We start from the raw sequence: 14,654 nt of genomic DNA, 5'->3' as shown, positions 1-14,654 counted from the left end.
ATTCTTTAATTAATATCAATTAACGATAAAAATTTAATCACTTTTAAATGAAATAAAATAAAAATTCACAATAAATAAATTTTAGCGTAAATAAAACATCATGTCCCTAAATTATACGCATAGCATAAAAAAAGATGCTGATAAAATCAGCACCTAAGAGAAATTAAACTATATAAACTGTATGAAATAATATTTAATAAAGCCTTATTTAACGTAAGGAATTTCCGTATCCTACAATCAGGATAGAGATCAACATAACGATCATCCCGACAATAATGGTTGAAATTGTTTTCCGAGAAACGCCTTTCCATTCTTTAATGATAACTCCCCAGAGATTAGCAATTAAAATAATGAATGCCATATGCAGAATCCAGGAGCTGGCACCATTTCCCATTTTACTTTCTCCCATTCCGTAGAAGAAAAACTGTAAAAACCACATCGTTCCTGCCAATGCACAAAAGATGATATTCTTTACAACAGGAACATTTTTCTGGGTATAATCTGTATAGGATTTATTTTTGAAAGCCAGATAAAGACATCCGATTAAATTTGAAGCCATTCCGCCCCAAAGGACGACGACGTAGGTCACATTATTCTGAAACAAAAATTCTCCTTGACCAGGGTTTGCCAATTTCCAGGCTTCATTGGCAACGTGCGCCATTGGTTTTCCTGCTTCCAGTCCGAAATTAAAACAGGCACTCAAGATCCCTGAAATTATAGCAACCGTAAGACCTAAGCCAAATTTATATTCTGTTTTCACTTCCATTCCGTGAGGATCAACAGAATCGGTTTGAAGTTCCCTGTCTTTCATCACACCGGCTTTTCCACTAATGATAATCCCAACTATACAGATCAATAATCCTAATAGAACCATTTTTCCCCAATCGCTGGAAAGCATTAATCCTATATTATCTTTTCCCGTTTGTGGATAAAATTCATAAAAAATAGAAGGAAGAAGTGAACCAATCACCATCGTCAATCCTAACATAATACTACTTCCCAATGCAACGCCCAGATAACGAACGCCTAAACCATACATAAAACCGCCAATTCCCCAAAGAGCACCAAACAAAAAAGTAAGTCCTAAAATAGATGAAGATTCATTCTGAATGATTGCCCAGAAATTGGGAATGGTAAGATATGCAGCCAGTGGCGGAACAATAATCCACGAAAAAGTTCCACCGATTAACCAAAAGGTTTCCCATTGCCAACCTTTAACTTTCTTATAAGGTAAATAGAAACTTCCTGAAGAAAAGCCTCCTAAGAAATGGAAAATAACGCCTAATAATGCATTCATAATTTTATCTATGGATTGAGCCTGAAAATTAACAAGATGCTACCGATTGCGCATCTTGTACTGTCATGTAATAAATGTGATCTGAAGATGAAAAAGCAAATTTAAAATTTCTAATTATAAATGAATATGATTACGATTTTGATTATTAAATTTTCATAGTTACAATTTTCTTCTATTTTAACTGATAAACTTCACTTGCCGCCAATAATAAACAACCTAAACCATAATCTTCAAAATCAGGTTCTTTACTTACAGATAGCGGCTGCCCGTCTTTAGGCTCTTTTCCGGTTCCCTGAACCCAACCTAAAAATCCATTGGGCTGAACAGAGTCTTTCACAATGGCATTCCAGGCTTTTACTAAAACCGGTAGATAAGTTTCTCGGTCGATTAAATTATTGTTTACGCCATAAGCCATTCCGTAAACAAAAAGTGCCGTTCCCGTAGTTTCTTTTCCACCAAAATTATTTGGGTCGTGAAGACTCACATTCCAAAAACCATCTTCCCGCTGAATTGGAACCAAAGCCGCCAATAAATCTTTATAATCCTTCAGATATTCCTGGTAATGAGGATCAGATTTCGGTGTATCGTGAAGAGTTTTTGCCAAAGCTGCCACTACCCAACCGTTTCCACGGCTCCAGTAACAGTCTTCGCCATTTGGTTCTTTGTACGGTGGAAGAAAACTTTTGTCTCGCCACCAGATTTTGTCAGCCTGATTGTAAAGGCCGTTTCCACCTTCTTTATATTTGGTGTGGGCATACATTTCGTAGTTTTTGTCAAAATATTTTTGTTCGCCCGTAATTCTGCCCAACTTTGTGAAAATAGGCATCGACATCTGAAGGGCATCAATCCACCACCAGTCATCCACTTTTTTGGTCGCAATCATACTGTCCATCGCAGCTTTCACGTTTTTTATTCTTTCCGGATTTTTTCTCCCGTCGATTTCATACAAATCGATATAAGTCTGTCCGCAAGCTTGGTGGTCAGCGTTTCGGGTATAAGTTCCTCGCTGCAGTTCCCAGTTGTGATTATTTGCCCAAGACATTGCATAATCGTAATATTCCTTTTTCGGGTCAACAGAATATAACGCCATCAAACCTTCGTAGTAAACCGCTCTTGTCCAAAGATTACTAGGCCAGACTTTTTTCCCGACAATCTCTTTTTTGGTATCGGGCCATTTGTTCATAAAGTATTGATTGGCTCGTCTTGAAACTTCCAGAACTTTTTGTTTGTTTGGAATTTCAACTTTTGACGCACTATTTTTCTGTACTGAACAGGAAGTCAGGCCTCCGATGATGAGTACCAAAAAAACTGTTTTGAATAGCTTTTTCATTATATTGATTTTATTTTTTATTGGAATTTTTATTGCTTAGAATTAATTTCTTTTTACAGAGACAATATTCGACTTAGGTATTTCCTTAATCGATTCATCCAAATAATAATCTGTATGCGGCGGTTGATTATACCCCACATTTTGCCAGACAATACTTAATCGATACTGCGGATTATGCATCAAAGTATATAAACGATGTTTCGTCGGAATGGTTGTACTAAAAATTCTCAATTCCTGATTATTTGCAGTTCTATACATGACTTCCTCACGCCAGTCTCCGAATAAATCGGCAACTAAAGCCGGATTTTTCTTGGTTCCGTTATTCGATTCGCATTGGAAATTTTTAGCATCAAAAATTAAATTTGATTTCTCTTTTTTCCAATCCCATTTTGAAACAACAGTTCCGTCTAAAATCTCGCTTAAAAAATCACCGTCCCAATAAATCCCCATATTCACTGCCGGATTTTTATCGCTGATTTTTTTGCCTTTTGCGCTGTAAACACCTTTTAATCCGGCACCAGATGCCCAACATTCTGAACCTTCGTACCGAGGGTCAATGTTCAGCGACAAACCTCTTCCCGGTCCTTGAAATTTACTTGCCTGACTATAAACGGTTGACGGTAATTTCCACAAAACCTTTCCTGTTTTCCCATCTCTGAAATGGGCTCCTGCATCATCAAATCTCTCCTGAATATCAAAAATTTCCAATCCCGGATTGGTTGGGTCCAAATCTCCAACGTGCAACGCATCGCCGTGACCGTAACCTGTGCTGTTCAAGACTTTTCCGTCGTCATCAACCGTCATTGCACCGAAAACAATTTCGTCTTTTCCATCATTATCAACATCTGCAATGCTCAGATTATGATTTCCCTGTCCACGGTATTGTTTGTTTTCTTCTGAACTTTCCGTATCAAAAAGCCAACGCAGACTCAATTTTCTGTCTTTAAAATCCCAAGTCGCAATCGCAGTTCTTGTATAATAACCTCTTGACATAATCACGCTCGGCGTTTTTCCGTCGAGGTAAGCAACGGCTCCCAAAAACCGGTCGATACGGTTTCCTTTGGCATCGCCCCAGGTTTCATTCATTTCTTCATTGGTCGGATTCAAACTTCCTGCAAATCTTGGGACCTCATAATTAACGGTATTAATTTCCGCTCCTGTTTTTCCGTCAAAAACTGTCAGAAATTCCGGACCGGAAAGAATCATTCCGTTTTCGTTGACATAATTTTTGGTTGGGTCACCAATGAATTTCCCTTTTCCGTCTTTGCTTCCGTCGGCGGTTTTCATTACTATTTCCGCTTTTCCGTCCTGGTCTAAATCATACACCAAAAACTGCGTATAATGTGCTCCTTCTCTAATATTCTTTCCTAAATTAATTTCCCACAAAAACTGTCCGTTCAGTTTGTAGGCCTGAATAATCGGCGGGTCAGTTTCTCCTTTTTGGCTGTTATCGTGCGACCTCCCGGTCTGATGAAGGATGATTTCATATTCTCCGTCGCCATCCAAATCAGCTACAGAAGCGTCATTCGGCGTGTAACCTTGTGGAGTTTTTAAAGGAATTGAAAAATAAGGTTTTTGATTCGCTGTGTATTTTGCAAAATCTTGGTCAACGTCCTGATTTTGTGTATTTGATTTTATGAAATAAGTGTAATTTTTCCCTTTATCAGCGGTTTTATCTAAAAAATTAGTCTCGTTGAACAACGGTTTCTCATTCAGTTTTTTAGTCTGATTATTTTCTGTACGATACAAATCAAAATGCGTATTCTGAGCTTCTGTTCCAAGCAAACGCCAACTTACAAATATACCTGATTCTGATGGAATTGCTACGATTCCTCTTTTCAGGTATTCCATTTGTCTTTGCGCAGAAAATAACTGCGACAGAAAAATGGCGGATGTAATGAATAAGTATTTGATTTTCATAAATCTTGTTTTAATAAGCTTCGCTAAAGCCGAATTTGAATCTCATATTTAAATGAAATAAAATCTATTTCTGTTTTCCTAAACCTTATAGGTTTTAAAAACCTATAAGGTTTGTCCATTTGAATCTCTCCCAGCCCGACTTGAGCGGAAATCCTTTTTGTGGAGCAAAGCGGAACAAAAAGATTGGGAGCGGAAGGCGGAAAAGCTGCCCAAACAATTCCCAACAATTAAATTCAATCGATTGCACACACTAAATTATTTTTCCGAAACCTGTTTGAGTAACCATTTTACCCATTCTTCGGTTCCTTCATAATTGGAAAAATCCTCGGTAAGCTTCTTTCCATCGATGTACTCATTGTAGCACCAAGGGTCGCCTAAAGCGAAGACAGTGCCTTTTCCGACTTTCGCTATGGCACCAATCGCCTTGTTTTCAGCATACAAAAATGGTTTAGCAGGTGCTTTTACCGAAATAGTGCTCACTTCTTTCATATATAACTTGAGTTCTGAGAAAACCTCATTTCCCGGTTTTACATAAACCGCTCCTTTTTCAAACTCTCTACCTTTCAGCCTATTGATGCTGTCATCATTGAAATGAATGCCGAACTTCTCCGCCAGTTTGTTGAAATGTTCAAATTCAGAATTGCCATTATCATTGCTCATCAAAACCAGAACACCGCCGTTTTTCACCCATTTTTCGAGATTTTTTATTGTTTTAGCATCCATTAGATTTGCTTTGCCGCCGTACGCTTCTTTGTCGATATCGGGGTCTACGATGATGTAAATGTTGGCATTTTTCAAATCATTTTTTGAAGGTGCGGTCATTAAAGTGCTGATTTCGGCACCTTGTTTCTGGAAGATTTCGCCCAGCAAAGAAAATCCACCGTTGGATGTATCATTCCACCTGTAATGCCACGATTCTAAAGCTTTTGTTTCTTTGTTTTCTCTTTTTTCGTTGTTGAAAAAGTTGTCTAAAACGACTTTCGGTTTGTTTTGAGCATTGGAAAATCCGAATGTAAGGAGTGTTCCTAATGCTAATGTTTTTAAGATATTTTTATTCATAAATATTTATTTAACATTTTAATTCAATCTATTTCTCCATAATTTTTAACGCAAAGTCCGCAAAGTTTTTTTAACTACCAACTGTTTTTAAGTTCGCAAAGGCGTAAACTTAGCTAAGAACACAAAATTGTTTCATATGCAGGACTTTTTTAAAATTATTTTGAGAAATATACAGGAATTAATTGAATTTCGCCATCTAAACCTGATGGTTGTACTTTCCAATTGGAAGCGTCGAACGGTTTGTAATCGATGTTTACAAAATTGATTTCGTGATAATTTCGCCACTGGATTTTATTCTGGTCCATATAACGGATTCGGTTGGCCATCAGGTTTGAAACCTCAATCTGAATGGTATTTTTCCCTTTTTTCAAATATTTTCCGACATTGATTTCAAACGGAAGACTCCAGACAATTCCGGCATCTTGTCCGTTGATGATTACTTTTGCACTTTCATATAATTTATCGAATTTCAATACAAAATCATCGGCTTTTTTATTTAATTTGAATGAAGTTGCGTAAACTCCTGTTCCTGAAAAACTCTGCGTTGAAGCGTCTTCTGTGAAATTCGTCCAAGGTTGAAGTTTATCCAATGTTTTTGATTTCGGAAGTTCGGGTCCGCCTTCTTTGAAAGTCAGTTGCCAAGGTTGGTTTAAAACAATCGGAGCATCTGTTTTTTCAACATATTTCCATTTTGGAATTGAATTATCTGGAGTTTCCGAAGCTTTTATAATCAAAGATTCTCCTGATTTCAGTTGAACTTTAACGGAATTGTTCTGCGTTTCAGCAATTCCAAATTCTCCATTTTCAGGATTCATTAAAGCAACCTGTTTTCCGATAAAATTCAATGGAATATTTTGATTGATTTCTTCTGACGTGTGATTGACGATGTAATAATATTTTCCGCCATAGAATTTTCTTCTGACAAATTTCAGTCCGGTATCCGTTAATTTTTCTCTTTCGATTTTTAAATATTCCAACGCTTTTTCAACATCAATACTCAAGACAATTTTTCCTTTTCCGAATGTTGCTGATTTTACATTTCCGTCTTGCTGAAAAGGAATTTTAGCCCATAAAGACTGTAATTCATTTCTCCTTTTTTCAAATTCAAAAAATCCCGGAACGTCTTTCGGTTCACTTTGGAAAATTATCGAAGCTCCGTTTTGAGCTAGACTCAAAATATTTTTTAACGTAGATTCTGAGAAATAATTCAGTTGAGGAATAATCAAAACTTTATAAAAACCGCCATTTTTAGAAACCTGAATATTTTGATTTTCAAACTTCGTTTCACCAATCATTTTATCCGAAATCATATCAAGAGAATACCCGGATTTTCCTAATTTCTCAAGGTTTTCATAAAATACAGTCGGATGCAGCCACTTTTCAATATTATGAATTTTGAACGCCATATCTTTCCCTTTCGGATTTGCCCATTGGTCATAAATTGGCCAGTACATCAGGATTTCATTATCCGATTTTCCATTTTGTAAAACAGATTGTGTTCTTTCGATGTAAGAATTTAAACCTTTGATATTTGGCCACAAAGAATTCTCCGGAACGAAATTCGTCGAAGCATAAAACAACCATCCCGGAAACTGAACATCAGCCGGTGTATACGTCGTTCCGTGGTAAAAAATATGGTTGATTCCTGACAAAAAAATCTGCTCAGCTTCAGGTTTTACTTGTGACCAAGACGTTTTAAAATGTTCTGTCAGCCAGGTAAAAGATTCATTAGAAATCAAAGGTTTTCCGGTAATGTTTGCCGAAGAAGAAGCAAATTTCAACATATTAATGTCGGGAACTTCCTTTGTATTGATGTCTTCCAGATTTCTTTTTAAATCCTGAACATCAAACTTTGTACTTCCGAAAGTTTCAGATTCCGGAATATCTACTGCAGCATATAAATCCAGCAAATTTCCCGGAGAACCGTGTGCCTGATTGGTATTTTTGGAGTTTTTGGAATGCGCCCAATTCGTGAAATTATCCGTGAAATTATGCAAAATCAATTCGCTCATTGTTTCACGATAATCGGATTTTATCCTTCCAGCCAATTCGCTTTCCTCATCACTCACCAAATATTTGATATACTGACTTAAATCGTAACCTCTTCTTTTCTTAAATTCTTGTTTAAAATCGGCAGTCCAGTCTGCGCCGTAAACTTCATAACTGTCATTGAAAAACGACCGGATTCCATAGTTTGAATTTCCAAAAGCTTTATCGAAAGTTTTCAGATAATCTTTCGTTGCATCGGGAGAAAAATGGTCTAACGTATAGCCATCGCCACCCGGAGCAGCACGTTTTACTTTCTGTAAAGTTTTACCCGCAAACACTGCATAGATTATCCATTTTCCAGAGGTTGGTTTCCAGTTTAAAGTTCCGTCTTGAGCCAATTTATCCGTTAAAACTACAGCTTCATTTTTCTCGTTGTAAGCTGTTACAATATCAAGTTTTGTAATTTTTAAATTCTTCTGTTTTTCGTCTTTTAAAACAATCTTTTCATAAAATTTTTCATTGGGCTGAATGCTGTAAGTCTGAACAATCATTTTGGTTGCAGCATCATTTTCATCAACCTGCGGTCCGCCAATTGGCCAGCCTGTTCCGACAGCCATATCTACGCCCATTTTCAGACTTTTTGCTTTATCAGTCGTGAACTTCAGCATTTTCATCCATTCTGGAGAAAGATAATTGATATATTTGTTCTCAAACCCTTTTGCTCCGTAAATAGGTACAATTTCTACTCCTCCAAAACCTGCTTTTGAAAGGGTTGTCAATTGTTTGTCTAAACCTTTTTCGTCAACGGCACTTCCCATCCACCACCAACGCGTCCACGGTTGAGCGGCGTTGGTCGCTTTTGGCCACGGATTCTGTGCGGAAAGATTTCCGAAGGCAAAACAGATGACACTTATTTTGAGTATATTTTTAATTTTCATTATTTTTACTTTTAAATTAACCGCGCTTTTAATTAGGCACAAAAGTTTTTGACACTTTAGTTATTTTAAGTTTGTAATTCGACTTTTGAGAAGAACACATTAGTTGTAAAAATTCAAAGATTTTTTTCTTTATTTCAACATTAAGAAATTAAGATTTTAAGATTCTTCTTAATGATTCTTATCTAAATCAATTTATTAGTTCTTAATTTTAATATTTAGGTCAATTCTTAAATCCTTAATGTTAAAAAGAATAAACTTTGTTTATTTGATTAAGCTTATTAAGTCCAAAATTTTAATTTCCATCAGGCTTTAAAGATTCCATAAAAACAGATTCCGGCCAATGGAATTTTTCAACATCATCGGGTTTATTGGGGTTAAAATTTCTATAATTCTTTGAAATGTATTTTTTTAAAGGCAAGTTTTGGTTAACAATAGATTTTACGACGTATTTTGCTAATTCATAAGCTCCGTAAGAATTAAAATGCGTATCGTCTGCCAAAGCATTCGGCTGATTTGGATAAGCATTTGCCGGATAATAGACAAATGCTTTCTTCGCCGCTTCTGGTCCCATCGCTTCGAATAAGGTTTTGCTTAAGGCATTCAAATCAATTAAATCCACTTTTTCTTCTTTTGCAATTTCTCTCATTGCGTCAGGAAAATCATCTAAAGTGTTGACAATTTTATTGTTTTCATCAAAAACTCTGCGATTCATAGAAGTGACCAAAACCGGAATTGCCTCCAACTGTTTCGCTTTTTGAATCCATTCTTTTAATCTTTTTCTGTAACCCGATTTTGTGCTGTTTCCTGCTTTTTGGTCGTTGTGTCCGAATTGGATGAATAAATAATCTCCGGGTTTTATTTTATTCCAGATTTTATCGATTCGGTGACGGTCTTCGAAGGCTTTTAAAGTTTCTCCGCTTTCGGCATAGTTCGCAATCACCACTTCATTTGGAACGAAAAAATACGGTAACATCTGTCCCCAAGAAGCCCACGGTTCGTACTGCGCATCAACAACCGTTGAATCTCCCGTTAAATAAATGGTTTTTGCTGTTTTGTTGGGTTGAATAATTATTGAGCAAACTTTCGGAGCTTTATCATTAAATTCAATCGTCAGCAAATTATCCCAGTGTAAATATTTTGTTTCTCTTGGTTTTAATTTTACAATTCCGATTTTTTCGCCGTTTTGATTTCTGATAATGCTGTCTTTTAAGTGAACAGTGATTGTTTTTTCAACAATTTCGCCTTTTTTTGTTTTAATATCATTCAACATCAATCGGCGGTTTTCTATACGAACTGTTGTTTCCGAACTTCCTTTTATATCGCCTAAATTCAGTCGAATATCATAATTTCCTTCGGGAACTGCCACCGAAAAATAGAATGGTTTGTCGCTCGTGATGAAATCTCCCGTCAAAGCATTTCCGCCGTTATCAACTGATTTTAAGCCAGAAATATCCATAAACCCGTAACCGATTTTCTTGTCAAATTTTGAAATTGAAGTAATTGGAATGAAACCTTTTTCCACTCTGTCTCCGCCAAAATCAAATTTGAAAGTCGTTTGTTGAGCAAACATCAACGAATAAATAAAAATCATTAAAAATCCAATCTTATTTTTCATAATTTAATCCGTTAAAATATTTTCTTTTGGCATTGTAAACTGTTTATTTTCATCGCCAAAATCCGGCAATCCGAAATAGAAATACAAAGTTCTTTTAAACGTTCCGTTCAGATGATTCGGCTCGCTTTCCGGTCCTAAAGATTCGGTTTTATCATTAATGTTAAACGCCAAAACAGTTCCCAAAGGCGGAATCGCATCTAAAAATGAAATATTTCCGCTTGGCAATTTCGGATAACCTTCTGCGCCGTGAATTCCATAAAAATCGAAAAGCCTCACGAACATTTTTTCTTCTTTGGTTCCGACGGTAATTTTCCCTTCTGCGGTATCCAATTGCAACCACGAAACATCATCAAAATAACCTTTAAATTCAGGGTAAATCCACGGAGATTGTCCGGTTCTTGTTGAGTTTTTTAAATTCTGCCAAACATTGTAAGTCTGTCCTTTTAAACGGTTTTTCCAAACGTGATAAGGACCTTTTCCAAGCCATTTTGCGTTGATGACATAATTTTCGGGATAATCGAAACTTACGCCTGAAAATTGGTAATCTCCTGACAAAGAATATTCATAATTTAATTCTAAAATTCCGTTCGGATTTAGCTTCCAAATGATTTTATTTCCGTTTTTATAATTGATTTCAATTAATTGATTTTGTCCTTCTGCAAAAGATTTAATAGAAGATAATTCCATTGTTCCGTTGACGAAAACAGGGCCGTTTTTGAAGGTCATTTTTTTGCCTTTTTTATCGACAATGACAGATTTTAAAAGTCCATCTTTTTTTCCGATGGCAAATTCTTTTTCGTCTGATTTTAAAATAAATTCAGCATCATTTTCAGTCACAGAAACCGGAAATTCTTTAATTAAAGATTTTGAAAACTGTTTTGAAATTTCATCATTAGCTTTTAATTTCCAAGTCCAGGTATAAATTTCTTTTCCAAAAGAATCGGTTGCCGTTAATAACAAACCTTCATTTTCTTTCCAGTTTGAAGGAAGATTTAAATTGATAGTTCCTTTTTCTGTCGGTTGAATATTTGGGGATTCTGCTTTTCCTGTTTTAATAATATCAAAACCTGATTCAGAAGAAAATGGAGTTTTAAACTTAATTAATTTCCATTCAAACTGACAATCCTTTAAATTCGTAAAATGATAACGGTTTTCCACAGGAATGATTCCGGTAAAATCATTCGGCAAGGTTTTCAAATCAATTTTTACCGGACTGTAAATTTCACGAATAGCATAAAAACTACCTTCCTTTTCACGATGTGGTCCCAAAACTCCGTCAGGCGCATTGATTGCGTTCACATCAATCTGATTATTGAAATCCGTTCGCACCAAACCTTCATCCACAAAAGCCCACAAAAAACCGCCCGCTCCTTTTTTGGAATTCCAGTGCAGTTCCCAATAATCGGCGAGAGAAGTTCCGCCACCGCCGTCATCTTGTGCGTGTAAAAATTCGGTCGGCATATAGATATTCTCGCCTTCGAGGATATTTTTTGTGCTGTAATAATCTTCGTAATGATTGCAGTCGATGCCGTTGAAAGCGTTTCCAGGCTTGTGATGAGCGTGAATTACGGGACGGTTTGACAAGTCGTATTTTGCAAACTCGGCATCCAAATCAAAATTATGTCCGCCTTCATTTCCGTTGCTCCAGAAAATAATTGACGGATGATTGGCATCTCTTATAACCATTTCTTTCACGAGCTTTTTCCCGACTTGTGTGCTGTACTTTTTTTGCCAACCCGCCAATTCATCCAAAACGTATAAACCGAGCGAATCACAAATTTTCAGAAACGATTTATTCGGTGGATAATGCGAACAACGAACGGCATTCATATTCATTTCTTTGATGAGCTGAACGTCCATTAAATCGATATTTTCCGTGACCGCTCTTCCCGTTTCGGGCCACCAAATGTGACGGTTGATGCCTTTCATTTTCACCTTTGTTCCGTTGATGAAAATTCCGTCGCCTTTTCTTATTTCAATCGTTCTGAAACCGAATTTTTCTTCGGTCTGACTGATTGTTTTTTTGTTTTTATTTAACGTAAATTTTGCTTTGTATAAATTCGGAGTTTCTGCCGTCCAGAGTTTTGAATTTTTAACGGAAAACTGGATTTGCTTTAAAGTATCTCCTTTTTGAATCTGAACCTGAGATTCGCCAACCAAATTATTTTTAACATCAAATAACTCTACTTTTATGTTATTGGCAGAATTAATTTCATTTAAATGAATATTTGAACGAAAATTCCCGTCTGCTTTAGCATCAATCGCCGTCCACGAAATATTTTCTTTCGGATTGGCTTCCAAATAAACAGGTCGGAAAATTCCACCTAAAATCCAATAATCTGCTAATCTTTCTGCATTGTTGACAGATTTATCAGCCGACATTTTGGAGACTTTTACTTCGAGAATATTTTCTTTTCCGAATTGAATTTTATCGGAAATATCATATTTAAATTCATAAAAAGCACCCTGATGAATTGCTCCCGCTGATTTTCCATTGACTTTCACTTCCGTGTCGGTCATTGAACCTTCGAAAACGATGTTGACAGTTTTTCCTTTCCAGGAATTGGGAACGGTGAATTTGTGTTTGTACAAACCAGTTTCGTCGTGAAACTTGAAGTTTTTACCGTAAGTGACATAATCACGTCCGTAATTGTACGAACCAAAACCTTGCTGCTCCCAATGAGAAGGCACATTGATTTTGCTCCAGCTTCCCGATTTTCTTCCTGAATTAATCCAAAAATCCCATTCTTTGGTGCGCTCAGCATCTTTCCCAGTTAAGAATTGAATTTCTTTAGACTGAGAAAACAAAAGCTGTGAACAGACACATAAAAGGGCGAATATTTTGGAAGGAAACTTCATTATTTTGTAGCAATGTCTGAGTCGTCTTTTTTATCGTGAGATTGTGTAAGAGAAACCACTTTAGTCACGTTAACTTTGGTTTGCTTTAAGTTTTTGATGTTATCTAAATTTTGCATTTCAGGTTTTAAAGCTTTGATTTTTAAGTTCTCAAAAGTAAAATCTTTTAGTTCAAACAAATCTGATTTTTCAATAGAAAACGCTGTTTCGCAACTTAAATCTATATTTTTGATAGTAATGTTATTAGCCAACCCTTTTCTCGGTCTTGCTTCTCCTTTCAAATCAAAAAACTGACTCCAACCTTTCACATATAAGAAAGTTTTTACAGTTCCTTTGATATTGTCTAAAGTAATGTACTCGTAATGTTGAGGTGTGTCGGGACGCATTTTCAGGTGCAATAATCTTGAAGCATCTTTCACGGTAGAATTTCTGAAAATAACGTTGTAATTATGAATCGATTCGCTTCCGCAAGTCAGTGCAGAATGGCAAAATCCGAAAGTATTGTCTTCGATGATAATGTTTCTATTTTCGCCATTGTTTGGGTCAGTATCTGCTTTTGGACCTTTTCCACCTTTCAGAGCGATGGCATCATCGTTAACTGACATATAACAGTTTTTCACCAGGAAATTTGAACAGGCATCGATGTCGATGGCGTCTGTACTTGGCGCTTTTACAGGCTCTTTCGGTGCTAAAATCGTTAAGTTTAATAATTTTACGAAATGAGATTTGTAATAATGCGTACTCCAGAAGGGTGAATTTTTCACGGTAATTCCTTCAATCTGAACATTTTTCGAGTTGGAAACATAGATAATTCTCGGTCGCATTTCATCCATATTGGTGCATTTAGGATTCCATTCTCGTCTTTTCCAGAATGATTTCCAATATCTTAATCCGTTTCCGTCGAGCGTTCCTTTTCCTGAAATGGTAAAGCCATCCAATCCGTCTGCATTAATTAAAGCCGGAAAATATTTCACCGTTTGCCCTTCCATTCTGGTTGTTACGACAGGAAAATCATTGATATCGTCGCTTCCTTTTAATTTAGCTCCATTTTCTAAATACAAATGTGTTCCTTGTTTAAAAAAAAGTGAACTGATGAGAAAAGTTCCTTTTGGTACTATGATTACACCTCCGCTTTTCGAAGCTTCATCAATGATATTCTGAACCTGTTTTGTCTGAAGAACTGTACTGTCATTCTTCACTCCAAAATCTGTGATGATGTATTTCTTTCCAAGTTTATTAATGTCGGTTGGCTTATTTTCTTTGAACCATTTTGGAATGGAAGTTCCGTCCGGGAATTTATCCTGACTTTTTAACCCTGAAAAATAAAAGAGAAATAAAAAGACCAGGAAAATTTTTGATATATTTTGAAAATTCATAATCGATTTTGTATTGCTAATAAACGAAAATAAAAATACAGTTTTTGAAAACCAGAAGCATCCTGCCCTCTCCTGTCAGTTAAGTTTTGCATACGGTCCAATTATTTTAAAATAAAACTCTTTATAATAAATTATTGATTAAAATATGACAAACTCATTTATCCTCAAATAAGATCAGACATTTTCATTACCATTCCAGCAAGAGTTCATAACAAACTGATAACTAACAGGATTCAACAGGATAGTGATTCTGACAGTTGTTTCTAATTTTCCG

General features: G+C 36.1%; 8 protein-coding genes. All 8 read right to left on the bottom strand.

What is annotated here, in order from left to right; all coding sequences use genetic code 11:
* Positions 1 to 208 precede the first annotated feature (208 nt).
* Positions 209 to 1,297: an L-rhamnose/proton symporter RhaT gene (rhaT, locus tag BLR30_RS09065; RefSeq protein WP_089857374.1), complete on the bottom strand. Its 1,089-nt coding sequence runs from the start codon at positions 1,295 to 1,297 to the stop codon at positions 209 to 211.
* Between the two features lie 172 nt (positions 1,298 to 1,469).
* Positions 1,470 to 2,627: a glycoside hydrolase family 88/105 protein gene (locus BLR30_RS09060; RefSeq protein WP_089857372.1), complete on the bottom strand. Its 1,158-nt coding sequence runs from the start codon at positions 2,625 to 2,627 to the stop codon at positions 1,470 to 1,472.
* Positions 2,628 to 2,669: 42 nt separating this feature from the next.
* Positions 2,670 to 4,547: a rhamnogalacturonan lyase gene (locus BLR30_RS09055; protein WP_089857370.1), complete on the bottom strand. Its 1,878-nt coding sequence runs from the start codon at positions 4,545 to 4,547 to the stop codon at positions 2,670 to 2,672.
* A gap of 255 nt (positions 4,548 to 4,802) precedes the next feature.
* Complete coding sequence (locus tag BLR30_RS09050) at positions 4,803 to 5,606, bottom strand: DUF4350 domain-containing protein (RefSeq protein ID WP_089857368.1); 804 nt, start codon at positions 5,604 to 5,606, stop codon at positions 4,803 to 4,805.
* Positions 5,607 to 5,761: 155 nt separating this feature from the next.
* Positions 5,762 to 8,533 carry a glycosyl hydrolase gene (locus tag BLR30_RS09045; RefSeq protein ID WP_089857365.1) on the bottom strand — a complete coding sequence of 924 codons (2,772 nt, stop codon included), beginning with the start codon at positions 8,531 to 8,533 and terminating at the stop codon, positions 5,762 to 5,764.
* A 292-nt stretch (positions 8,534 to 8,825) separates the two neighbouring features.
* A complete protein-coding gene (locus BLR30_RS09040; RefSeq protein ID WP_089857363.1) occupies positions 8,826 to 10,148 on the bottom strand; it encodes a rhamnogalacturonan acetylesterase in 1,323 nt (440 codons plus the stop codon).
* 3 nt (positions 10,149 to 10,151) lie between these two features.
* The gene (locus BLR30_RS09035) at positions 10,152 to 13,007 is read right to left on the bottom strand and encodes a glycoside hydrolase family 2 protein (protein ID WP_089857361.1); all 2,856 of its coding nucleotides are present in this window, start codon (positions 13,005 to 13,007) and stop codon (positions 10,152 to 10,154) included.
* Complete coding sequence (locus tag BLR30_RS09030; protein ID WP_089857359.1) at positions 13,007 to 14,380, bottom strand: rhamnogalacturonidase; 1,374 nt, start codon at positions 14,378 to 14,380, stop codon at positions 13,007 to 13,009. Before BLR30_RS09030 ends, BLR30_RS09035 begins: the two co-directional genes overlap by 1 nt.
* Positions 14,381 to 14,654: the final 274 nt, after the last annotated feature.

It is taken from the genome of Chryseobacterium taeanense, assembly GCF_900099685.1.
GTDB classification, from domain to species: domain Bacteria; phylum Bacteroidota; class Bacteroidia; order Flavobacteriales; family Weeksellaceae; genus Chryseobacterium; species Chryseobacterium taeanense.
This window is presented reverse-complemented; position numbering and strand designations above follow the sequence as displayed.

Excerpts from the sequence above, each read along its gene's own strand:
- BLR30_RS09040 (WP_089857363.1), bottom strand. The coding sequence starts at position 10,148 with ATGAAAAATAAGATTGGATTTTTAATGATTTTTATTTATTCGTTGATG.
- BLR30_RS09060 (WP_089857372.1), bottom strand. The coding sequence starts at position 2,627 with ATGAAAAAGCTATTCAAAACAGTTTTTTTGGTACTCATCATCGGAGGC.
- rhaT (WP_089857374.1), bottom strand. The coding sequence starts at position 1,297 with ATGAATGCATTATTAGGCGTTATTTTCCATTTCTTAGGAGGCTTTTCT.
- BLR30_RS09035 (WP_089857361.1), bottom strand. The coding sequence starts at position 13,007 with ATGAAGTTTCCTTCCAAAATATTCGCCCTTTTATGTGTCTGTTCACAG.
- BLR30_RS09045 (WP_089857365.1), bottom strand. The coding sequence starts at position 8,533 with ATGAAAATTAAAAATATACTCAAAATAAGTGTCATCTGTTTTGCCTTC.
- BLR30_RS09030 (WP_089857359.1), bottom strand. The coding sequence starts at position 14,380 with ATGAATTTTCAAAATATATCAAAAATTTTCCTGGTCTTTTTATTTCTC.
- BLR30_RS09050 (WP_089857368.1), bottom strand. The coding sequence starts at position 5,606 with ATGAATAAAAATATCTTAAAAACATTAGCATTAGGAACACTCCTTACA.
- BLR30_RS09055 (WP_089857370.1), bottom strand. The coding sequence starts at position 4,547 with ATGAAAATCAAATACTTATTCATTACATCCGCCATTTTTCTGTCGCAG.